Origin of the sequence: Comamonas aquatilis (assembly GCF_965139575.1) — a bacterium.
Taxonomy (GTDB): Bacteria; Pseudomonadota; Gammaproteobacteria; order Burkholderiales; family Burkholderiaceae_C; genus Comamonas; species Comamonas aquatilis.
In genome coordinates, this window is sequence record NZ_CBCSIW010000002.1 from 195961 (window position 1) to 218040 (window position 22080).

At 61.3% G+C, this 22080-nt stretch carries 15 protein-coding genes and 2 pseudogenes; 7 read left to right on the forward strand and 10 right to left on the reverse strand.

Annotated features, from left to right (window positions below; all coding sequences use genetic code 11):
- Nucleotides 1-4: 4 nt before the first annotated feature.
- Nucleotides 5-2656 carry a Fe/S-dependent 2-methylisocitrate dehydratase AcnD gene (gene acnD, locus ACNAZA_RS03940; protein WP_415795126.1) on the reverse strand — a complete coding sequence of 884 codons (2652 nt, stop codon included), beginning with the start codon at nucleotides 2654-2656 and terminating at the stop codon, nucleotides 5-7.
- Between the two features lie 40 nt (nucleotides 2657-2696).
- Nucleotides 2697-3899: a bifunctional 2-methylcitrate synthase/citrate synthase gene (gene prpC / locus ACNAZA_RS03945; RefSeq protein WP_415795127.1), complete on the reverse strand. Its 1203-nt coding sequence runs from the start codon at nucleotides 3897-3899 to the stop codon at nucleotides 2697-2699.
- Between the two features lie 154 nt (nucleotides 3900-4053).
- On the opposite strand from prpC, the gene ACNAZA_RS03950 reads away from it, so the two are divergent.
- Complete coding sequence (locus ACNAZA_RS03950) at nucleotides 4054-5535, forward strand: short-chain fatty acyl-CoA regulator family protein (protein ID WP_415795348.1); 1482 nt, start codon at nucleotides 4054-4056, stop codon at nucleotides 5533-5535.
- A gap of 189 nt (nucleotides 5536-5724) precedes the next feature.
- Here the strand turns inward: ACNAZA_RS03950 and ACNAZA_RS03955 are convergent, their stop codons facing one another.
- On the reverse strand, nucleotides 5725-6225 hold the full coding sequence (locus tag ACNAZA_RS03955; RefSeq protein ID WP_415795129.1) for a flavodoxin family protein: 501 nt from the start codon (nucleotides 6223-6225) through the stop codon (nucleotides 5725-5727).
- Between the two features lie 405 nt (nucleotides 6226-6630).
- Between ACNAZA_RS03955 and ACNAZA_RS03960 the strand changes: the two genes are divergently transcribed.
- Nucleotides 6631-9093, forward strand: coding sequence for a putative bifunctional diguanylate cyclase/phosphodiesterase (locus ACNAZA_RS03960; protein WP_415795130.1), 2463 nt, complete (start codon nucleotides 6631-6633; stop codon nucleotides 9091-9093).
- Nucleotides 9094-9178: 85 nt separating this feature from the next.
- Nucleotides 9179-9508 (forward strand): YnfA family protein, encoded by a 330-nt coding sequence (locus tag ACNAZA_RS03965; RefSeq protein ID WP_415795131.1) that lies wholly within the window; start codon nucleotides 9179-9181, stop codon nucleotides 9506-9508.
- A 333-nt stretch (nucleotides 9509-9841) separates the two neighbouring features.
- Here the strand turns inward: ACNAZA_RS03965 and ACNAZA_RS03970 are convergent.
- The 6 genes and pseudogenes from ACNAZA_RS03970 to ACNAZA_RS03995 all read right to left on the reverse strand — a co-directional run.
- A pseudogene (locus tag ACNAZA_RS03970) lies at nucleotides 9842-10134 on the reverse strand (transposase); the annotation flags it as partial.
- A gap of 265 nt (nucleotides 10135-10399) precedes the next feature.
- Nucleotides 10400-11155: an SDR family NAD(P)-dependent oxidoreductase gene (locus ACNAZA_RS03975; RefSeq protein ID WP_120970347.1), complete on the reverse strand. Its 756-nt coding sequence runs from the start codon at nucleotides 11153-11155 to the stop codon at nucleotides 10400-10402.
- Between the two features lie 174 nt (nucleotides 11156-11329).
- Complete coding sequence (locus ACNAZA_RS03980) at nucleotides 11330-12289, reverse strand: CobW family GTP-binding protein (protein ID WP_415795133.1); 960 nt, start codon at nucleotides 12287-12289, stop codon at nucleotides 11330-11332.
- Nucleotides 12286-13953, reverse strand: a complete 1668-nt coding sequence (locus ACNAZA_RS03985) for an amidohydrolase (RefSeq protein WP_415795134.1) — start codon at nucleotides 13951-13953, stop codon at nucleotides 12286-12288. Before ACNAZA_RS03985 ends, ACNAZA_RS03980 begins: the two co-directional genes overlap by 4 nt.
- 91 nt (nucleotides 13954-14044) lie before the next feature.
- A complete protein-coding gene (locus ACNAZA_RS03990; protein WP_415795135.1) occupies nucleotides 14045-15343 on the reverse strand; it encodes an MFS transporter in 1299 nt (432 codons plus the stop codon).
- Between the two features lie 45 nt (nucleotides 15344-15388).
- A complete protein-coding gene (locus tag ACNAZA_RS03995; protein WP_415795137.1) occupies nucleotides 15389-16564 on the reverse strand; it encodes a porin in 1176 nt (391 codons plus the stop codon).
- A gap of 319 nt (nucleotides 16565-16883) precedes the next feature.
- On the opposite strand from ACNAZA_RS03995, the gene ACNAZA_RS04000 reads away from it, so the two are divergent.
- From ACNAZA_RS04000 to ACNAZA_RS04015, 4 genes are read left to right on the forward strand one after another with little or no spacing between them, the layout of a single operon-like run.
- Nucleotides 16884-17300 (forward strand): Zn-ribbon domain-containing OB-fold protein, encoded by a 417-nt coding sequence (locus ACNAZA_RS04000; protein WP_415795139.1) that lies wholly within the window; start codon nucleotides 16884-16886, stop codon nucleotides 17298-17300.
- Nucleotides 17301-17303: 3 nt separating this feature from the next.
- Nucleotides 17304-18455 (forward strand): thiolase family protein, encoded by a 1152-nt coding sequence (locus tag ACNAZA_RS04005; protein ID WP_415795140.1) that lies wholly within the window; start codon nucleotides 17304-17306, stop codon nucleotides 18453-18455.
- Between the two features lie 16 nt (nucleotides 18456-18471).
- Nucleotides 18472-19416, forward strand: coding sequence for an Lrp/AsnC family transcriptional regulator (locus ACNAZA_RS04010; protein ID WP_415795141.1), 945 nt, complete (start codon nucleotides 18472-18474; stop codon nucleotides 19414-19416).
- A gap of 43 nt (nucleotides 19417-19459) precedes the next feature.
- The gene (locus tag ACNAZA_RS04015; RefSeq protein ID WP_415795142.1) at nucleotides 19460-21016 is read left to right on the forward strand and encodes an AMP-binding protein; all 1557 of its coding nucleotides are present in this window, start codon (nucleotides 19460-19462) and stop codon (nucleotides 21014-21016) included.
- Nucleotides 21017-21424: 408 nt separating this feature from the next.
- Here ACNAZA_RS04015 and ACNAZA_RS04020 read toward each other — a convergent pair.
- Nucleotides 21425-21982, reverse strand: a pseudogene (locus ACNAZA_RS04020) (AraC family transcriptional regulator).
- Nucleotides 21983-22080 lie beyond the last annotated feature (98 nt).

The window sequence follows — 22080 nt, forward strand, 5'->3', positions numbered from 1 at the left end:
CTCCTTAGCTCACAAGTTCAGCCGTTGACCTGGACTTGGCTGCAATGCTGTCCGTCAGGAAGTCCTGGGCAAAGCGCTGCAGCACGCCACCGGCTTCATAAATCGAAACCTCCTCCGCGGTATCGAGGCGGCAGAGTACCGGTACCTCGGTGCGGGCACCTGAGGTGCGCTGGATATGGAGTGTAAGCGCGGCCTGGGGTCGGCGTTGGCCAATGACATCAAAGGTTTCGCTGCCATTCAGCCCCAGTGTGTGGCGGGTCGTTCCCGGAAGGAATTCCAGCGGCAGCACGCCCATGCCGACCAGATTGGTGCGGTGAATGCGCTCAAAGCCCTCGGCCACAATCGCCTCCACCCCGGCTAGGCGCACGCCCTTGGCCGCCCAGTCTCGGGAGCTGCCCTGGCCGTAGTCGGCCCCGGCCACGATGATCAGCGGCTGCTTGCGCTGCATATAAGTTTCTATCGCTTCCCACATGCGCATGACCCGGCCCTCGGGCTCGACCCGGGCCAGCGATCCCTGGCGCACCTTGCCGGCGTCGTCCAGCACCATTTCATTGAACAGCTTCGGGTTGGCAAACGTGGCGCGCTGGGCCGTGAGGTGGTCGCCGCGGTGGGTGGCATAGGAGTTGAAGTCTTCCTCGGGCAGACCCATTTTGTGCAGATACTCACCGGCGGCGGAGTCCAGCTCGATGGCGTTGGAGGGCGAGAGGTGGTCGGTGGTGATGTTGTCCGGCAATATGGCCAGTGGGCGCATGCCGCGCAACTGGCGCTCGCCGGCCAGAGCACCTTCCCAGTAAGGGGGGTGGCGGATATAGGTCGATTGCGGGCGCCAGTCGTAAAGCGCTTCCGCCTTGGGGCCGTGGTCGGCCTGGATGGCAAACATGGGCTCGTACACGGCGCGAAACTGCTCGGGCCGGACGGCGGCCTTGGCCACGGTGTCGATTTCCTCGTCGCTGGGCCAGATGTCCTTGAGGCGGATTTCACGGCCCTGGTGCCGGCCCAGCACATCGTTTTCGATATCGAAGCGAATCGTGCCCGCAATCGCATAGGCCACGACCAGCGGCGGCGAAGCCAGAAAGGCCTGCTTGGCCTGCGGGTGAATACGGCCGTCAAAGTTGCGATTGCCCGAGAGCACGGCCGTGGTGTAGAGCTCGCGCTCCCTGATTTCCTGCGCTACGGCGGGGTCCAGAGCGCCGCTCATGCCGTTGCAGGTGGTGCAGGCAAAGGCCACCACGCCAAAGCCCAGGGCCTCCAGATCGCCCATCAGGCCGGCTTGCTGCAGATACAGGGGCACGGTCTTGGAACCCGGGGCCAGCGAGGATTTGACCCAGGGCTTGCGGCTCAAGCCCAGGTTGCGGGCATTGCGTGCCAGAAGACCTGCGGCAATCACATTGCGCGGATTGCTGGTGTTGGTGCAGCTGGTGATGGCCGCAATGATGACGGCCCCATCAGGCATCTGGCCCGGCGTGTCGCTCCAGGCGGCGGCAATGCCCTTGGCAGCCAGCTCGCTGGTGGCCACGCGGGCGTGCGGGTTCGACGGCCCGGCCATATTGCGCACCACGCTGGAAAGATCAAAGCGCAGCCTGCGCGCGTACTCGGCGTTTTCCAGCGCCTCGGCCCAGAGCCCGGCCTGCTTGGCATAGGTCTCGACCAGCTGCACCTGGGCGCTCTCGCGGCCGGTCAAGCGCAGATAGTCTATGGTCTGCTCGTCAATTGCAAACATGGCGGCCGTGGCGCCATACTCGGGCGCCATATTGGAGATGGTGGCGCGGTCGCCAATGCTCAGGCTTCTGGCACCCTCGCCATGGAACTCCAGATAGGCTCCCACCACTTTTTGCTGGCGCAGAAACTCGGTCAGGGCCAGGACCATATCGGTGGCGGTAATGCCGGCCTGGCGCTTGCCGGTCAGTTGCACGCCGATGATCTCGGGCAGGCGCATCCAGGAGGCGCGGCCCAGCATCACGTTTTCGGCCTCCAGTCCGCCCACGCCCACGGCGATCACGCCCAGCGCATCGACATGGGGCGTGTGGCTGTCGGTGCCCACCAGGGTATCGGGATATGCTTCGCCATTGATAGCATGGATCACAGGGCTCATGCGCTCCAGATTGATCTGGTGCATGATGCCGTTGCCCGGGGCAATCACCTCCACATTCTTGAACGAGCGCTTGCACCAGTCTATGAAGTGAAAGCGGTCTTCGTTGCGGCGCTCTTCAATGGCGCGGTTCTTGGCGAAGGCCTGAGGGTCGTAGCCGCCGCACTCCACGGCCAGCGAGTGGTCCACTATCAGCTGCACGGGCACGACAGGATTGACGGCTGCGGGATCGCCACCTTGTTTGGCAATCGCATCGCGCAGCCCGGCCAGATCGACCAGCGCCGTCTGACCCAAAATGTCATGGCAGACCACGCGGGCCGGAAACCAGGGGAAGTCGCGCTCGCGCTTGCCCTCCACGATCTGCGTCAGGCATTCGGTCAGCATGGCCGGATCGCAGCGGCGCACCAGATTCTCTGCATGCACGCGGCTGGTATAGGGCAGGGCGGCCCAGGTGCCTGGGCGAATGTCATCGACGGCGGCGCGGGCGTTGTAGTAGTGCAGCGCGGTGCCGGGCAGGGGCTGGCGGTAGATGTTGTGGCTATGGTTTTGGCTTGGGGGCGTGCTCATTGTTCTGTCGGCTTTCGTTGGCGTAGTTCAGTGGTGCAATTTATTGCCGCTCAGCGATGGGCACAAACTGCAGATCGTCCGGCCCGGTGTAGTGGGCGCTGGGGCGGATGATCTTGTTGTCCTGGCGCTGCTCGATGATGTGCGCCGCCCAGCCGCTGGTGCGCGCGATCACGAACAGCGGGGTGAACATGGCCGTGGGAACGCCCAGCAGGTGGTAGCTGACGGCGCTGAACCAGTCGAGATTGGGGAACATGTTTTTCACTTCCCACATCACCGACTCCAGCCGTGCGGCAATGTCATACATCTTGGTGCTGCCGGCCTCGTCCGATAGTTGCTTGGCCACGCCCTTGATGACCACGTTGCGTGGGTCGCTGACGGTGTAGACCGGGTGGCCGAAACCGATCACCACTTCCTTGGCCTGCACGCGGCGGCGGATATCGGCCTCCGCCTCGGCGGGGTTGTCATAGCGTTTCTGGATTTCAAACGCCACTTCGTTGGCGCCGCCATGCTTGGGGCCGCGCAGCGCGCCAATGGCTCCGGTGATGGCGGAATACATATCGCTGCCCGTGCCGGCTACCACGCGGGCGGTGAAGGTGGAGGCGTTGAACTCGTGCTCGGCATAGAGATTGAGCGAGGTGTGCATGGCGCGAACCCAGCTTGGGGAGGGCTTGGTACCGTGGAGCAGCTGCAGAAAGTGGCCGCCAATGGAGTCGTCGTCGGTCTCCACCTCAATCCTGCGGCCCGAGTTGCTGAAGTGGTACCAGTACAGCAGCATGCTGCCCAGCGATGCCATCAGGCGGTCGGCGATGTCGCGTGCACCCGGCAGGTTGTGGTCGTCTTTTTCGGGCAGGGCACAACCCAGGGCGGAGACGCCGGTGCGCATCACATCCATGGGGTGGCTGGCGGCAGGCAACTGCTCAAGCGCGGTCTTCACGCTGCCGGGCAGGCCACGCAAGGCCTTGAGCTTTGACTTGTATGCCTTGAGTTCGGCCTGCGTGGGCAGCTTGCCATGGACCAGCAAATGGGCGATTTCTTCAAACTCGCAGACTTCGGCGATGTCCAGAATGTCATAGCCGCGGTAGTGCAGATCGTTGCCGGTCTTGCCCACGGTGCACAGCGCGGTATTGCCTGCCGTTACGCCGGACAGCGCCACGGACTTCTTGGGCTTGAAGGCGGCTGCCGAGGTGGCCAGCAGCTGTGCCGTGCTGGAAGTTTGTGTGCCGGGTTCGCTCAGAGTGCTCATGCGGGGTCTCCTTGAAGATGGATGGAAGGCAGTCTTGTCTGCCATAATTCGCAATCTACGCAAACACATGGTGCAGAGATAGAGCTGAATTGGCGAAATCTTGCGAATGAAAAAACCATGAATTGCAAAGTTTGCGAATTTTTCAGGAGACATGGTGGCCAAGACATTCATGGGCGTGCGCCTGCGCAGCCTGCGTGCCGAGCGTGGCATGACACAGGCGGCATTGGCCCAGGCGCTGGAGCTTTCGCCCAGCTATCTGAACCAGATCGAGCAGGATCAGCGCCCGCTCACGGTGCCGGTGCTGCTCAAGATCCACAAGGTGCTGGGTGTGGATATTCAGCAGTTCTCGGAAGACCAGGAGGCGCGCCTCCTGGCCCAGCTGCGCGATGCGCTGGCCGCCATGCCCCTGCCCGAAGCGGCCGTGCCCCTGCCCGAGCTGCGGGAGGTGGCGGCCAAGCTGCCGCATCTGGCCCAGGCATTGCTGGCCATGCACCAACGTCAGCTGGCCGATGCCCAGAGGCTGGAGGCGCTGACCGCGCGCCTGGGCGACGGGCGTTCCGAGCTTGAAGACGGCAGCAAGCCGCTGTTGGCCGAGCCCGTGCGACAAATGCCTTTTGAAGCTGTGCGTGATTTTGTGTTTGCCCACCGCAACTACTTTGATACGCTGGACCGCGCAGCCGAAACCCTGGCCCAGCAAGCCAGGCAAGACAGTGCCGTGTCAGGCACCAGCCTGCAGGAATGGCTGCAAAACCGGCTGCAGCTGCGACACAGGGTGCAGCTGCAGCGCGGCAGCGATGCGAGCGCGAGTCAGCACAGCCACCGCCGCTTTGATGCCGCCATGCGCACGCTTTATGTGGCCTCCCAGCTGCGCCCGGCTCAGCAGGCGTTTCAACTAGCGACCCAGCTGGCGCTGCTGGAGTTCGAGAGCTTGATTGAAGAGCAGCTGCAATCGACGCTCTGGCCCATGTCGGCACAGGACGAAGCCACGCGCCGTCTGGCGCGCATGGGCCTGGCCAACTATGTGGCCGGCGCGTTCATCCTGCCTTATGGCGTGTTTCTGCAGGCCGCCGAGAGTCTGCAGTACGACATCGATCTGCTGGCCCGGCGTTTTGACGTGGGGTTTGAAACCGTGTGCCACCGCCTGTCCACCCTACAGCGGCCGCAGGCACCTGGCGTGCCTTTCTTTTTTATCCGGGTGGATCGTGCGGGCAACATCAGCAAGCGCCAGTCGGCCACGCATTTTCATTTTTCCAAGACGGGCGGCACCTGCCCGTTGTGGGGGGTGTACGAGGCCTTCACCCAGCCGGGGCGCATCGTGCCGCAGCTCGCGTCCATGCCCGACGGGCGGGTGTATCTGTGGATTGCCCGCACCATCACCCACCCGGGCCAGGGATGGGGGGCGCCGGGCAAGACCTTCTCCATAGGCCTGGGCTGCGATTTGCAGCATGCCGCGCGGTTGGTGTATTCCAAGGGGCTTGATCTGCGCAATCTGGAGGCGGCCACGCCCATAGGCATGGGTTGCAAGGTGTGCGAGCGCAGCGCCTGTCCGCAGCGTGCCTTTCCGTTCGTGGGCAAGCCGCTGCGTGTCAACGAAAACGAAAGCGGCTTTGTGCCCTATGGGGCTTTGGATGGATGAATTGCTCCTAGATCCGGCGCATCAGACTGGATAGACAGATGGCAGGCCAGCTGGCCCGTATCTTGCATATACAAAATCTGGTGCGGCTGCGAGCAGCCGATTTGTCTGAACAGGCGACGGTTTTTCGATTCAGAACTGCCTTGAGCCGATATTCATCATACGGTTTGCGCTATGAAGTTAATACCAGAGTCAGAACACTCCCAATACCAGACCTGTGGCAAAAGCCTGGCCCAGCTCCTGACAGAGTTGCAGATCGGCGGTAGAAATGTGTTTGGGGGCCAGTATGGCTTCGGGCGTTTGCGCGTGAGTGCAGATGATCAGTGGCTCGGCCACGGGCTTGAGCCGCCAGCCGGTGGCAATGCGCTCAATCTGCCTTGCGGCATTGTGGCCGTCGCTGCCGGCGCAGATCAGGCTGGCATATGGCCGGCCTTGTATGCGATCCAGAGCGCCGTAATAGCTGCGGTCAAAAAAGTCCTTCATCAGACCGCTGACGGCGGCCAGATTTTCGGGCGTGGCAAACAGGTAGCCGTCGGCCGCCAGCATTTCGGTAGGGCCCGCTTCGGGTGCGCGCAGCATGTGCACGGCAATGCCGTCTTCCTGCTCGGCACCGGCACGTGCCGCCTGCGCCATCTGCAGGGTGCCGCCGGTGAGCGAGTGATAGACGATGAGCAAGGTTTTGCGTGCTGGCATGTGGACATTGTGAGCAGGGTGGATAAATCAGGTCACTCAAGGGGTCTGGATGCCGAGATAAAGCATTTTTTGTTGTGTAAAACACACAAAATCCAACTTATTCATGAACCAGCGGTAAACCATCCATTTGTTTGACAAAAATTGACCTTTGTCATGCCATTTTTGTGACCTTGTCCGATGCTTGTGCGTCCGTCAGCAACGAGATAGCGCATGCGGCCTTGTCGGTTCTGCTTGTGCGATGTCTGGCTGGACCTCGGTCACGCGCCGGGTCCTCATGGCTTCAGCAGCCGTTTTCGTGGGTTTTATCCTACAAAATTTGGGATGACTGATGGACCCGGTGCGATGGCGGTTTGCCCCCCCGGTGGTCTGCATTTGTTTCGGCATTCCAGTTTCTGCTCACCTTCCATGCCTTCTTTGGATTCCAACCCGTCGTTGATGCCGCGCTTGCCTTGGCCTGCTTGGGTCGTGCTGCTGGTCGGCATGGGCGTCAGCACGGCTGGCAGCTGGGTGGTTTTCCGTGCCATTGGGAGCAGTGCCCATCTGCGGCTTTTGCCCTGGGCTGTTTTGTTACTGGGGGCGTTGGCCAGCGTGTTGGCGACGGCTTTGGTGGCACTTTGGTTGCAGCGGCGCGAGCCCTGGCATGCCAGGCTCAGGCGCAATACCCGTGCCATGCGCGACAGCGATGCCCGCTTTCAGGATCTGTGCGAGCAGGCCGCACTGGGCGTGGTGCAGGTCGACAGCATCAGTTTGCAGGTGCTGAGCGTCAATCAGCGCTATTGCTCGCTGACCGGTTATGCAGCGCACGAGTTGCTGCAGCGCAGTGCTCTGGACCTGTGCATGCCGCAGGAGCGCGGCGAATTTTTGCGTTTGCTCAAGGCCTTGATAGCAGGCGAGATACGCGATATTCGGGGCGAGCACGTATTGGAGTGCAAGGACGGCAGCCAGGTCTGGGTGGAAGTGAATGTCTCGCTGATCGGCTTGCAGCAGCCGCGCCAGATCCTGGCCTGGGTGCAGGACATCAGCGAGCGCAAGCGATTGCAGCAGCTGGAACAGCAAGGCCACCGGCAACTGCGTCGCCTCATGCAGCGCCTGCCCGTGGGCCTGGTGATGGAAGCGCACGATGGGCGGCTGGTGTACTGGAACGAGGAATTTTTGCGTCTGGCCGGCAATGCCAGCCGGCCCGATGCGAGCAGCGACCAGTGGTGGCAGCGCATGTTTGACAATCAAGCTGCGCGCGAGCGCATACGTCAGCGCTGGAAGAACGCCACCGGCAAGGCCAGGGCGGCTCTGAATGCCACCAGCGCCGAACCGACAGTTTGCCATGTGGCCACGCAGGAAGTGCTGCTGCTGGGCAATGATGGCCAGCGCCGGGCTGTGGCCTTGAGTGGCGTTTTGCTCGATGAAGGCTGTTTGATGGTCTTGCAGGACCAGAGTGAACGCAAGGCCGCCGAGCAGGAAGTCAAACAACTGGTGTTTTATGACCCTGTGACCGGTTTGCCCAATCGCCGTCTGCTGGAAGATCGCATGCAGCATGCCCTGGTGGCCGTGCAGCGCCGCAACGGCTTTGGCGGTGCTCTGGTGCTGGATGTAGACAACCTTAAGAGCTTCAACGAAAACTTCGGCCAGGCGCATGGCGATGCCGTGCTGCGCAGTCTGGGTGAGCGGCTGCAGGCCGGTGTTCCCGCCGGCGCCACGGTAGCGCGCCAGCGCGGTGATGACTTTGTGGTGATTCTGGATGATCTGGGCGACGACCCCGTGGCCGCAGCTTCGCGTCTGGAGTCGCATGCCCAGCACCTGATGGAGAGGCTGCGCGTTCCCCTCAGGGTGGACGGCGTGCAGCACCATGTCACTGTCAGCATGGGGATCAGCCAGTTCGGTGGCAAGGCCTTGAATGCGAGCGAGGTGCTGCGTCGTGCCGAGATGGCCATGTACCAGGCCAAGGGCCTGGGCCGCAATATGGTGCAGTTTTTCGACCCCCAGTTGCAGACGGCCTTGCAGTTGCGCCGTTCGCTGGAGCAGGACATGCGCGAAGGGCTGGAGCAGCAGCAGTTCGAGCTCTTCTATCAACCTCAGGTCGAGAGCGGTCAGGTGGTGGGGGCAGAAGCCTTGCTGCGCTGGAAGCATGTGCAGCGCGGTTATGTTTCTCCCGGCGAGTTTGTGCCGCTGGCGGAAGAAACCGGCTTTATTTTGACCCTGGGCGACTGGGTGTTGCGCAAGGCCTGCCAGCAGCTCGCATCCTGGGCGCGCCAACCCGCTTTTGCCCAGATGACGCTGGCCGTCAATGTCAGCCCCAAACAGTTTCACCAGCGAGATTTTGTGCAGCGCGTGCTGACTGCATTGGCCGAGCACGGCGCGGACCCCAGGCTGCTCAAGCTGGAACTGACGGAAGGGCTGCTGCTCACCGATGTGGACGACACGGTGGCGAAAATGGTCAGGCTCAAATCCCACGGCATAGGCTTTTCGCTAGATGACTTTGGCACCGGCTATTCGTCGCTCTCGTATTTGAAGCGTTTACCGCTGGACCAGTTGAAGATCGACCGCAGTTTTGTGCACGATGTGCTGAGCAATCCCAACGATGCCTCGATTGCCCGCACGATTGTGGCGCTGGCCGCCAGCCTGGGCCTGCACGTGATTGCCGAAGGTGTGGAAACCCAGGAGCAATGCCGTTTTCTGGCCGATATCAACTGCCACGCATGGCAAGGCTATCTGATGAGCCCGCCGGTGGCCGTTGCCGCATTTGAAGAACTGGTGCGCAATGCGCGCGCTCATGAGTCTCTCAAGCCCTGCATGCATACGGCCGCCGATGTTGTGGCGGGTGGGCCTGCCATGTCTGCAGCGCAGGCATCGGGAACCGAGTCGGTTGCCTGACGGATTCGATGGTGACCTCTGGGGCCGTGTGCCTGGCGCAGCGCAGGCACAATACCTGCCCCTGTAATCAGAACCCTGCCGATCTGTGACCGAAGTTAAAACCCTGCTGCTTTTTGCTCTTACCGCCGTGGCCGAGATCGTGGGCTGCTATCTGCCCTGGCTCTGGCTCAAGCAGGGCGGCAGTGCCTGGCTGCTGCTGCCTGCGGCAGCCAGCCTGGTGGCGTTTGTCTGGCTGCTAAGCCTGCACCCGGCCGCCGCCGGCCGTGTCTATGCCGCTTACGGCGGCGTGTACGTGAGTGTGGCCCTGGTGTGGCTGTGGCTGGTCGATGGCATCAAGCCCACGGCCTGGGATATGGGCGGGGTGGCCGTTTGCCTGCTGGGCATGGGCATGATTGCATTCGCGCCGCGTGCGTGAGGCATAGACGATTTCTTGCGCCATTGGGTGCGTAAGCCGCCATAGATAGCGCGGCAGTCACTGCAATTGGAAATCCGGTAACGCGTGGACGGCTGAAAACGCCCCATTGCTGTCCCCCGAACTTTGACTACAGATAACCGGTGTGCAGCGGTTGCGGTCCGCCAGTGACCTGACGAGGAAGAGCGGCTCTCGGCCAAAAGCAGTCGGTCGTGACACCAGCTTGACCGACTGCTTCAGCTGTTAGCCGTCATCCCGTTATGGTCGATCGATGAGTGCGGCCACTTTTACCGGTCATTGGACTATTCACTTCCCGAGTAACTGCAGCACCATCAAGTACGGCACATGGAATTGGAGACTACGCTGGCGGCGGCAAACTGTGCTGAAATCCGGTACGGGCCAGAGCAGTCCTGACAAATGCAAAAGGGACTCCACCATGCCCATGGCTTGGCAGCCGAACAGAGGTTCTTGATGGTCAAGCAAAAATGAATGGCAGCATCCGAGAACTTCGGGCCTCGCCCGCGTTTGTCGAGTCAGATGGTCAACGAGCCCCGTGACTTCAAAGCGGCGTTGTAGCTGGACCAGTTGATGGTGCGGTAGCAGGGGCTGGAACTGCGGAGTTTGCTCATGCAGCGAGCCTACCGGCTCAAGCGGACTAGTTTATGCAATAACGCCGGTTTAAGAAAAAACACCCTGCAGTTGCATACTGCCCTGTCGAACTGGTGGATGGCTCGTGCTCGCTTGCTGGTGAACCACCTCATCCAAGCCGATGAGGGTGGTCTAAAAGATAAGATGCCCGCGAAATGCGGGCATCTTGGGTGTGATGAAGTGTGGGTCAAGAGACCCATCCAAGCACTACCAGGCTTGCATTCGTTTATGCAGACCATCCTTGGCTCATGAGATCGTGGAACCCCCATCTGGCGCTTGAATCGAACCAGTCGTCATACGAGAGTCGTCTGATGCTAGATAGAGCGCAGTGAGCGCAATATCTTCAGGGTAAGCGAGGCCCAGATGATTTCGTGAGGCATGTCCACTTGCTCCGACGGCCGTCTTGATTCGCTCGGCCACGCGTGGCGTCATCGTTATAGTTGGCGCAATGGCGTTGACACGAATACGCTTGGAGGCAAACTCAACAGCAAGGGAGCGTGTGAGTGCCGCGACACCTCCTTTGGCGGCGGTATAGCAATCCACGCCGGGACAGCCAATCAACGCCACGTTCGAAGTTGTATTAATGATGGCTCCTCCTCCCGCCCTGACGATGTGAGGAATGACAAGTTTGCAACCGAGGAAAGTACCCCAGAGGTCAAGCTTGATGGCTCGCCAGAACTCGTCAACGGGTGCGTCGACCACATTGCTGTCTCGCGGAGTGGAACCTCCCGCATTGTTGTAGAGGATGTTGATGCTCCCGAAGGCGGACAAGGCCATGTCGATCATCGCCAACATGCTTTGTTCCTCGGTCACATCGGTACGCACCGCGATAGCGCGTCCATTGGTGTTTGCAATCTCCTCCGCAACTTTGCAAGCACCCTCGTGATCAATGTCTGCGATTACAACATTAGCGCCCTCGCGAGCGAACAGCAATGCTGAGCTGCGGCCAATGCCACTCGCCGCGCCCGTGATAATGGCAGTTTTTCCTTCCAGACGGCCCATTTAATGATCTCCTTGAAGAATCGTTGTTTAGAGAACGTGAAACTGTTTAACTAGCTTTTTCTGAGCTCAAATGAAAGATGCATGCAGTCGCAATGGCGTGTAGTTGCGCAGTTGAGCTCCGCCACTTTTACCGGTCCATTTCCCGAGTCACTACTGCACCTGAGGTGCTGAAGGTTACTGCGCCCGTGCCCGCGCAAACGCCTGGTCCAGCACCCGGAGGTCGAAATCTGCGGGCATGCCAATGGCCACCAACTGCGCTTCGTCGCCGGCACGATATTCAGGCGCAGGCGTCAACTGCCAGCGCCGGCCGGCCCATTGCAGCATTTGCCATTGCTCGGGCGCGTTGGACAGACGCACAAAGCCTTTGATACGCAGGACTTCAGCGGGCAGCTTGTCGAGCTGCTCTTGCAGGCGTTGAGCATCTAGCAGGCCCCGATCCAGGCATTGCCAGCGAAAAAATGCCGTATCGTGTCGCTTGACCTGCCAAGATCCAGGCTGACCCAAGCGTGCACTGCGCCCGTGCCCCCTCTCCTGCGGCGTGTGAAGCAGCAAGTCCAACGGCAGCGCGCCGTTCACGGCATTCAGGATGGGGGCACGTGGTGCGGTTTCGGCCAGCCAGGCGTGCAGTTCGCTGCGCTTTGCCGGGCTGATCAAATCGGTCTTGTTCAGCACCAGCATGTCGGCGGAGCGCAGTTGGCTCAAAACGACCTCTCCGACATAGCGGTCCCGCGCATGCTGGCGTACGGATGCGGCATCCACCAGCACGATCACGGCGTCCAGTCGCAGGCGCGGCCCTATCAGGCCGACCTGGGCAACTTTCCAAGGATCGGAGACGCCGCTGGTTTCGATGATGATGCGCTCGGGCGGCTGTTCCATGACACGCAGCAGCGCCTGGGAAAAGTCGCCTCCTACGCTGCAGCACATGCAGCCATTGGTCAGCTGTATGACGTCTCCAGACCGCCAGGCAATCGCGTCCGCGTCGATGTTCACGCTGCCGAAATCGTTGATCAACAGCGTGGTGCGCTCGCTCAAACCGCTGCTCAGGATATGGTTGAGCAGCGTGGTCTTGCCCGCGCCAAGAAAGCCGCCGATCACCGTCAGGTCGGTGACGCTGGAATGCAGAGCGGCCGTCATGCCTGATGCGCGGGCATGACGCGCCCACCCAGTACCGTGCCCCAAACCCGCACATCCTTGAGCCGTTCGGGAGCCACGACCAGCGGGTCGTCTTCCAACACTGCAAAATCTGCGAACTTTCCGCATTCGATGCTGCCGATTTCATGGTCCATCTTGAGCGTCCAGGCCGTGCCCAGCGTGATGGCATGCAAGGCATCCGCAACACTAATGCGCTCGCTCTCACCCAGCACACGCCCCGACAGGGTCAGCCGGCTGGTCGCACACCAGGCGGTGAACAAAGGCCCCAGCGGCGTCACCGGTGCATCCGAGTGCATGCCGAAAGGCACGCCACAGCGCAAGGCGCTCGCTGCGGGGTTCATGCGCTGCGCCCGCTCCGGACCCATGGTCTTGGCATAGTGGGCGTCGCCCCAGTAATAGATATGGTTGCTGAAGAAGTTGGCGCACAGACCCAGCTCGGCCATGCGCGCGAGCTGGGCTCCATCCACCATCTGGGCATGTTGCAGCGTATGCCGATGGCCCTGGCGCGGGTGCAGAGCCAGCACCTGCGAGACCGCGCCAATGGCCACTTCGGAGGCTTCGTCGCCATTGGTGTGCATATGCACCTGGAAGCCTTCGCTGTGGTAGCTCGCCAATTGGCTGGCAAGCTGGGACGGTGGCAGCAGCCACAGGCCGTTGCCGCTGGAGCCGGTGTTGCCCGGATTCTGGTAGTAATGCGGCCAGCGCAGGCGTGCGGTAAAACCCTGAATGGAGCCGTCCAACACCAGCTTCACCAGACCGAAACGCAGCTTGTCCGAGTTGTGCGCGCAGACCGCTTTTAGATGGGCCGGTCCCTCCTCGCCCTTGAACAGCATAGGTGCGAAGGCCGGCAGCAGGCGGATAGGAAAGGCCGGGTCATCGGTGGCGGCGCGCAGATGCGCCACACCGCTCTCGCTCAGGGGGTTGGCCAGATCGGTCGATGTTGTGATGCCAACCCGCCGCGCGACGTGCGCGAAATTCCAGGCCGTGTCCTTGTTCTCGCCCAGGCTGAAACCGGCTTTTTCACTCAGCAGCTGGAGCACCGGAAACATGGCAGCGAACTCCTGCAACTCGCCCGTGGGCTCGCCACTTTCATCCTTGGGAACGCCTTCAATGGCCGTGTGACTGCCCATGCCCACGGCGGCCAGCGTGGCGCGATTGACGTTGAGTAGGTGGTTGCTCATGTGCAGCACCACCACCGGGCGCTCGCGCGACACACGGTCCAGGTCCCGAGCCGTCATGCGCGGTTCATCGCCGAAGAAAATGGGATCGAAACCCCAGCCAATCAGCGGCCGCTGTGGGTCGTTCAGTTCCGCCTGGGCCGCCGCCAGCCGCGCCACCACTGCATCGATGGATTGCAGTCCCGGCCAGACCTTGCCACTGGGGTCGCGGCGGTCGAAATAGCCGACGTAGATGTGCTCCCACATACTGCCTTCGAGCAAATGGGCGTGGCCTTCGACGAAGCCCGGCATCAGCACCTTGTCGGCGAAGCGGTCGTCCCATGTTGCCGGGCCCCAGCCGCTGACTTCATCGCGGCTGCCAACCGCCAGGATGCGACCGTCGCGCACGGCGACATGGGTCGCTTCGGGGCGGCTGCGATTCATGGTGATGATTTTTCGAGCACTGAAAATGACGGTGCTGGCTTGCATAGGGAGCCTCCTCCAATGTAAGAAAGGCGGGCGATAGACAGCGCCAACCTGGGATCCTGCACGCGAGGGCGCAGGACGGGGATTCTGTTGGTCAGCGTGCCTTGTGCTCGCGGAACAGCAGCAGCGCCGTATACGAAATCGCGCCACATGCCATCAGGAACCAGGCCGGCACCAGCGGGTCTCCGCTGACGCGGATCAGCCAGGTAACCAGCAACTGGGCGCAGCCGCCGACCACGGAGACGCCGAAGCTGTAGATGATGCTCAGTGCGCTGGCCCGCACTTTCACGGGAAAGGCTTCCAGCAGCAGCAGCAGGAAGGCGCCACTGCCCATCGAGACGATGGCCATCATGCCGCCCAGCAGCAGCAAGGCTTCCCACAAGGCCTGCGTGCCCGTGAGCATGCTGAACAGCGGATAGACCAGCAGCGGCGGCAACAACATGGTGACCAGCAGGATGGGCTTGCGCCGCTGCATGCGGTCGGCCAGCATTCCCGAGAACGGCACGACAACCAGCAGCACGGCACTGGCGACAATGCTGGTCAGGTAGGAGGTGGAACTTGGGAAGTGCAGCTGCTGCATCAGATAAGTCGGCATGTACAGCACCACGATGTACAGCATCGACGAGTTGAGCAGCATCATCAGGATGCCCAGCACCACCGGGCGGCGATAACCTTTCCACAGATCGGTCAGCGGCGTGGCTGCGGCACTGCGGGTGGTATCCAGCGTCTCCGACATCTGCGCGCGGATGTACAGGCCCACGGGCGCAATGCTGAGGCCGATGGCAAAGCCTATGCGCCAGCCCCAGGACTGGAACTGCTCGGGCGGAATGTACTTGGTGAGCAAGAATGCGACCAGTGCGCCGGCCAACGTCGCAGCCCCCTGGCATGCGGTTTGCCAGCTGACCACATGGCCGCGCGAGCCTGTTGAACTGGACTCCATGGCCAGCGTGGTCGCTGCGCCGAACTCGCCACCCAGCGAGAATCCCTGCAGCAGTCGGCCCACCAGCAAGATGATGGGCGCGGCAATGCCGATCTGGCTGTAGGGCGGGCAAATGGTGATCAGCAATACCCCGAGGGCCATCAGCATGATGGTCACGAACAGCGTCTTCTTGCGACCATGGCGATCCGCCATGCTGCCGAAATACAGGCTGCCCAGCGGACGAATCAGAAAGCCGACGGCAAACACGGCCACTGACAGCATCAAGGCGCCGTAATCGCCGGCTGGTGCAAAGAACTGCTGGCCGATGACGATGGCGAAATAGCTGAAGATGGTGTTGTCATAGACCTCCAGGCCGCTGCCCAGGGAGGTCGAAAGAATCAGTTTGAAATTGGATTTGCGCGCAGGCGCTGTGGCCGCAGGCGCATTGATGCTTGCGTCGATGGACATGGTCATAGGTGTTCCCCCGCTTTCGGCCGGACCGCAGTCCGGCCTCAGAGTTTAGAAATGGTGGGTAATTCCAATGGAGGTGGACACCACGGACTTGTTCACGGCTGGCAACGGGAATGCATTGGCGCTATCGAAGTTGTAGGTCTGTGCGGATTTGGACCCGTTCTTGACAAAGCCCACGCGCGCATAAAGTGAGGTGCGCTTGGAGAAGTAATAGTCTTCTCCCAGCGTCATGCCCCAGGCGTGGTTGCCTGGCTGGGTCGTGTCGCGGTAGCCAATGCTGGCGCGCAGCAGATGACGGTCAACGCGTTTTTCCGCGCCCAGCGTCAGCATCTGGGATGAGAAGTTGCCCGCAAAGCGCGGCCGATTCCACAGATAGGCCGCAGAGCCGGTGAAGCTGCCGAAATCGTGCAGATAGGTCAGCAGGGCGTTGTCCGTGCGCACCGTCGGCTCCTGCGTGGCATCGCGCAGGCAAGGCGTCGAGGAGTTGGCACTGGCTTCGCAGTAGGTTTGCGAGTAGGAGGCTGTCGCGATATTGGTGGCATCGCGGTAGCTGATAGTGACCGAGGCGTTCTTGGTTCGGGGTCCTACCGTCGGATTGCTCTTGAACGCATAAAAGGCATTCACGCTGAAAGGCCCGAGTTGAGGCGTGGTGTAGCTAATGGAATTGTTAACCCGTGCCAGATCGACATAGGAGCCGTAGCCCAGGTCCGCATAGCCTGCCAGATAGCTAAAGATGGAGTGGCGGGCGCTGGCCAGAAACACGTCGGAGCCGATGGCCATCGCACCTTCGCCGCTCAGTTGCCGCCCCAAGGACAGATTGCCCCAGTGCGGGCTCGCCAAGCCGACATAGGACGCGCGGTTGAAGTAGGAGGTCTGGCTCTGTGCCGTACCGCTGTCGGCATTGAAAGCGCTTTCCAGGCGGAAGAACGCCGTCAGCTGGCCGCCCAGGTCTTCCTGACCATAAATCCCCCACTTGGATGCAAAGACATTGCCGCTCTCTATGCGCAGCAGGCCTTTGCCGTTGCCTCGGGTGTAACCCAGCCCCGCATCCACGGTGCCATACAGCGAGAGCATGTTTTTGCCCGGGATGACGCCGAAGACGCCAGGGCCTCCGCCAACAGCTTTCAAACCCATGATGTCGCGCATCGAATTGCCATCCGCCCAGGCTGGCATCAATGCAGCGCTGAAGGCGGCTGCGAGAGCTGCTCGTTTGATGTATCCCATATGTCTCCTTGAATCATTTTTTATCGATTTCACAGGGCTTACACGGTGGTGCGGGCCGGGGCCCGCTTGTCTCCATCGCCGGGTCAGCGCGGCCTGCTTTTGCGGCCGCCTTTCCCGTGAAGAATTCTAGGCATGAGTCTTTATTTTTTGCAAGCAAAACACAAACATAAAAATGTTACATGCATGTTTTGGACTTTAATATTTTTGTATTTCCACGCAATCATGTTGTAATATTTAAAAAATAAGTCGTATTGAGCTTTTCGTTTTTTGTGAATTCAGCCCGCCCGCAAGGCAGCGCTCCCCCCTGTAGGAGATGACCATGATTGAGATATCCGAGGCGCCCCTGGCGCACCCAAGCCTGTACGGAGTTGCACCGGGCGGCGCACCGATGGTCTTTGCCGCACGCTGTACCCAATGCAGCCGGATCGGCTTTCCTCGACAGAGCTATGGCTGCGAAGCCTGTGGCGCGCATGGCGAGGCGCTGGCCGATGTGGACCTGCCGGCCACTGGCGAGCTGATTTCTTTTGCCGAAGTGCACCGCCACCACGGCACCGATATCGACACCCCGTTCGTCATGGCGGAAATCCGCCTGGACAGCGGGCTGCTGCTGCGCGGCACGCTGGCACCGCAGCACGCGAACGGGCTCAAGATCGGCGTGCGCCTGTGCGGCACTCTGATCGCAGGCAAGCGACCGGGCGCTGCGCTCGAGTTGCGTTTTGCACCGGAAGGGAGCTGAATCATGCGCAATGCACTTTCCGCTCTGCGGCCGGTCTACGTGATCGGCGTCGGCAACCACCGCTATCAGCGTCGCTCGCAAACCTCCTATGTGGAGCTCGGACTCACGGCCGTGCGCGCCGCGCTGGCCGATGCCGGCATCGCCTGGCCCGCCGTGGAATCGGCTTATCTGGCTAGCACTCAGCTGGACATGTCGCCGGCCCGTCCCATGCTGCGCCACCTTGGATGCACCGGCATTCCCATGCAGCAGGTCGAAAATGCCTCGGCTTCAGGCTCTACCGCCTTTCGCAATGCGGTGATGGACGTCGCTGCAGGCATGAGTGAAATTTCCTTGGCTGTGGGCGTGGACAAACCCCGCTCCCTGACCCTCGGGCAGACGCACAACGGACTGGATTCGCTGGAGCGCGATCGCGTGTCACCCTTCACGCATTTCGCGCTGTTAGCCGAAAAATACGCGGCAGAGTCCGGCGCTACAGCAGCCGATTTCGCCCGGGTTGCGGTCAAGAATCTGGGTAATGGCGCGCGCAACCCCTGGGCGCACCGGCAGCAAGCCTACAGCCTCGAAGAGATCATGGGCGGCGATCCGGTGGCGGGCTTTTTGACTCCGCTGCAATGCTGCCCTGTGGGCGAAGGCGCAGCTGCCGTGTTGGTGGCCTCGGAGCAGGCCTTGCGCCGCTACGGCATTGAGCCGCCGCGGGCACCTCGCGTGCTCAATTCCACGGCGCGCAGCGAGCGCCTGTACCCCGATGCCACCGGCTGGGATGCGGCACTGACTCAGGAAACCGTGCTGCAGGCCTACGCCGAAGCCGATGTCAGGCCGGAGCAGCTCGACATTGTCGAAATGCACGATGCCTTCACGGTCGAAGAGCTGCTGTATGTCGAGCAAATGGGCTTGTGCGCACCCGGCACGGCTGCGGCCGAGTTGCGCTCCGGTGCCTTCGACATTGGCGGACGGGTCGCGGTGAGCCCCTCGGGTGGCTTGCTGGCCATGGGCCATCCTCTGGGCCCGACCGGCCTTGGGCAGATCTGCGAAATCACCCGCCAATTGCGTGGTGAAGCCCAAGGCCGCCAGCATCCGGGCGCCCGCACCGCCATGGCCCAGATGCTCGGAGCCGGCGCAGTCTGTGTGGTACATATTCTTCGCAACGAAACCTAGAGGCGAGGAAAGCACCGTGGAGAATCATCGGCCCGATGGCCTGGACTTTGACATCATCCGGCAACTGCGCGAGGACGGCCGGCGTCCCGCCAAGACGATTGCCTTGGCGCTTGGCATTACCGAAGCGACGGTGACTTCGCGCATCAACGCGCTGAGCGAAGCCAACGTCATGCGGGTCATGGCCCAGCGCAATGTCGCGCACCTGAAAACGCGCCTGTTCTGCTTCATCCGAGTCTGGATACGCGGACGCTCTGCGCAGGACGTGGCGACAGACATCGCGGCTGTTGCGGGCGCGGGGTCGGTGATGCTGATGATGGGCAGCCCCGAGATTCACATCACGGCGCTGGTCGAGGACAACGACGGCCTGCTGGCCTTGCTGCAAGAGCATATAGCGCAGGTGGAGGGCGTCGCTCGCCTAGATGCTTGCGTGACGCTCAAGGCCTACAAGTACCGCTACGACGTGGTGGTCCTGAGTTCAGCCCTGTCATTGGGCGAGCCTCAGGGTGATCCGCTGGACGATGCCATCATCCACCAGCTGCAGCTCGACGGACGTATCAGCAACCGCGAGATCGGGCGGGTGCTGGACGTTTCGGCCAGCACCATTCGCGAGCGTGTAAACCGCATGCTCACGAACCGGCAAATCCATATCGGCGCTGTGTGTGACTACCGCAAGATCGGCTTCGAGATCGCCGCCATGGCCTACCTCCAGGTGGAGCCCGCCCGAATCAAGCAGGCGCTCAAGCACCTCATGGAGCGCAAAGAGATCGGTCAGGTCAGCGCCATCAGCGGAAGCTCGAACATCTACGTGATCCTCGCCGCACGCAGCCTTGAGGATTTGTTCAGCATGGTGCGTCTCACGCTGGAGACCACCCCGGGCGTGATCGAGAGCACGGTGAGTTTGGTCACCCAGTCCATTAAGCACCGCGCCGACCTGATCAGTCTGGTCGAGTCGCCGGACTGATTTCACAACGCATAACGATTTCAACAACAACGGAGACACAGGAATGGCAATCATCGACTTCTTTGACCGCGGCTGGCAACGCAATCCGAACGGCGTTGCTTACGCCATGGATACGCGCAAGTTCACCTTCCAGCAGACAGGTGTTCTGTCTTGCCAGATTGCGAATGCCTTGCTGGCCCGAGGCCTGGCGCGCGAAACCAAGTGTGCCGTCTGGTCGCTGAACGACCCGGTGGCCTGGACCTGCGTACTCGGTGCCTGGCGTGCTGGCCTGGCCTGGGTTCCGATCAATCCGCGCAGTTCGATGGCCGACAACGCGCAACTGCTCGATGCCTTCGACTGCGAAGTACTGTTCTTCCAGCAAGCATTCTGGCCGGCGATTGCCTCCATTGTGGACAAGCTGCCCCAGCTGAAACTGCTGGTCTGCATCGACGGCGAAGCCGGTTCGGCGATGCGCCTGGAGACTTTGATCAAGGGTCAGCCCGAAACCCCGCCGCCCATCCATTACGCCATGGACGATGTGGTCGCCGTGCAGCCTACTGGCGGCACGACCGGCGCGCCCAAGGGCGTGATGAACACCCACCGCAGCGTGCAAATCATGGTGGCCCACGCCATGATGGCCTGCCACTACGGGTCTGGCGATGTGCCTGTGTTCCTGGCGGCCGCACCGATGACGCATTCGGCCGGGCTGGCCTCCTTGGCCTGCACTGCACAAGGCGGCACGACAGTGATCCTGCAGCAGGCCGACCCCGCCGGCCTGTGCGAGGCCATCGCCCGCCATCGGGTGACCGAATTGTTCCTGCCGCCTACGGTGATCTATGCGTTGCTGAGCCTGCCCGATATCCGTACGCGCGACTTTTCCTCACTGCGCTACTTCCTCTACGGCGCGTCGCCCATGTCGGTCGAAAAACTGCGTGAAGCGATTTCCGTCTTCGGCCCTGTGATGACGGAGTTCTACGGCCAGACAGAATGCCTGGGTACTATTTCCATCATGCGACCCGCAGAGCATTTGGTGGACAACCAAGTGGCCGACGACCTGCGCCTGTCCTCCTGTGGTCGGATTTCGCCGCTGGTGCGCGTCGCCATCCTCGATGACGACAGAAAGCCCTGCGCACCCGGCATGCCCGGCGAGATCTGCGCCAGCGGCGATCTTCTGATGAAAGGCTATTACAAGGCCCCGGAGAAGACCGCCGAAACCATCATTGATGGATGGCTGCACACAGGCGACATCGGTTACCTGGATGCCGATGGTTACCTGCATATCACTGATCGCAAAAAGGACATGATCATCACCGGTGGCTTCAATGTCTATCCCAGCGCCGTCGAGCAGGTGATCTGGGCTCACCCTGCGGTCCAGGATTGCGCTGTGATCGGCGTGCCCGACGAAAAATGGGGTGAGGCAGTGAAGGCTGTGGTCGAGCTTAAGCCCGGTTGTTCTGTCCAAGCCGAAGAACTCATTGCACAGTGCAAGAGCCGCCTGGGCAGCGTGCAGGCGCCAAAGAGTATCGACTTCGTCGCAAGCCTGCCGCGCAGCCCCAACGGAAAAGTCCTGAAAAAAGACATCCGTGCGCCTTACTGGATGAGCACCCCGCGGGTGATCTAAAACTGAACCGGCCAGCCTTGCCTGTTCAGCTTGAAGCCTCAAGGCACATGCTTGCGCCAACTACTCTGTATGACTGTTATGTAGAAGTGTCTGGAAGCTCGTGATCGAACATGACATACAGTAATCGCTAGAAAGCAGACCTTGGGCGATGGAACGCGAATGGCTACAACGGGTCGACAACAGTCAGCCAGGCGGCCCAGTGCGGACGGCGGCACCCAGCCTAAACCTGCCGTTCGTGGCCACGTGCCGGATGGCAGCTCCTGGCCGAACTCCGCCGTTCACATGCTTCATCACAGGGGCAGCGAGATGCCATCACTTTGCCGTCTAGTCACAAATTGTCATCGACAGTCGCAATGACTTTGGCGCACTACGCCGTGCCTGCGTGCGGAAAGTCCAGGTGGTCGCAAGCTAGAGGACTGTTGAGCCCGCGTTTTCGGATGGACTGAATCCCAGGCGCCGTTTGAACATTGTCGAGAACGTTCCCGGGGCTGTCGTAACCTAGCTCTAGAGCGACCGCAGTCACGGCCCGCCCCTCGGCCAGTCTGGCAAGTGCCGCGATCAGACAGGCGTGCTGGCGCCACTCGACGAATGCCATTCCCGTCTGTGAGCGGAAAAAGCGGCTGAACGTGCGTTCGCTCTGGTACAACAGCTGTGCCCAATCGGCCGCCAGGACCCGGATGTTTGGCGCATAAAGAAACTCCACGCACAGCACCTGGCTCTATGTACAGGCTGCGCGTGCTGACACCAACCATGCGCACCCGATGCGGCTTCATCGCAGGTATCCAGACCCTGCAGTGCGGCGGCACCATCGGCGGTGCCTACCTCCATGAGACCGGTTGCGCCATAGAGAAACTGGGCACGTCTATGACTGTGCATTTCCAGCAGCATGCCGGGCGCATAGTCCGTGCCTATGGCGAGTACGTCGCGCTCGATGCTGTCGACTCCACTCAGGGGCACATTTTTCATCCGCATTCCTTATTGGCCGAAACGCAAATATGGTTGACCTAACTTCGAAAGTGGGTCAGAGCGCAGAGCCATAACCTCGCAGTTCTTGACGAACGAGG

Bases quoted from the DNA above. Each gene is read 5' to 3' on its own strand.
- acnD (WP_415795126.1), bottom strand. From the start codon at position 2,656: ATGAGCACGCCCCCAAGCCAAAACCATAGCCACAACATCTACCGCCAG.
- prpC (WP_415795127.1), bottom strand. From the start codon at position 3,899: ATGAGCACTCTGAGCGAACCCGGCACACAAACTTCCAGCACGGCACAG.
- ACNAZA_RS03955 (WP_415795129.1), bottom strand. From the start codon at position 6,225: ATGCCAGCACGCAAAACCTTGCTCATCGTCTATCACTCGCTCACCGGC.
- ACNAZA_RS03960 (WP_415795130.1), top strand. From the start codon at position 6,631: ATGCCTTCTTTGGATTCCAACCCGTCGTTGATGCCGCGCTTGCCTTGG.
- ACNAZA_RS03975 (WP_120970347.1), bottom strand. From the start codon at position 11,155: ATGGGCCGTCTGGAAGGAAAAACTGCCATTATCACGGGCGCGGCGAGT.
- ACNAZA_RS03980 (WP_415795133.1), bottom strand. From the start codon at position 12,289: ATGACGGCCGCTCTGCATTCCAGCGTCACCGACCTGACGGTGATCGGC.
- ACNAZA_RS03985 (WP_415795134.1), bottom strand. From the start codon at position 13,953: ATGCAAGCCAGCACCGTCATTTTCAGTGCTCGAAAAATCATCACCATG.
- ACNAZA_RS03990 (WP_415795135.1), bottom strand. From the start codon at position 15,343: ATGACCATGTCCATCGACGCAAGCATCAATGCGCCTGCGGCCACAGCG.
- ACNAZA_RS03995 (WP_415795137.1), bottom strand. From the start codon at position 16,564: ATGGGATACATCAAACGAGCAGCTCTCGCAGCCGCCTTCAGCGCTGCA.
- ACNAZA_RS04000 (WP_415795139.1), top strand. From the start codon at position 16,884: ATGATTGAGATATCCGAGGCGCCCCTGGCGCACCCAAGCCTGTACGGA.
- ACNAZA_RS04005 (WP_415795140.1), top strand. From the start codon at position 17,304: ATGCGCAATGCACTTTCCGCTCTGCGGCCGGTCTACGTGATCGGCGTC.
- ACNAZA_RS04015 (WP_415795142.1), top strand. From the start codon at position 19,460: ATGGCAATCATCGACTTCTTTGACCGCGGCTGGCAACGCAATCCGAAC.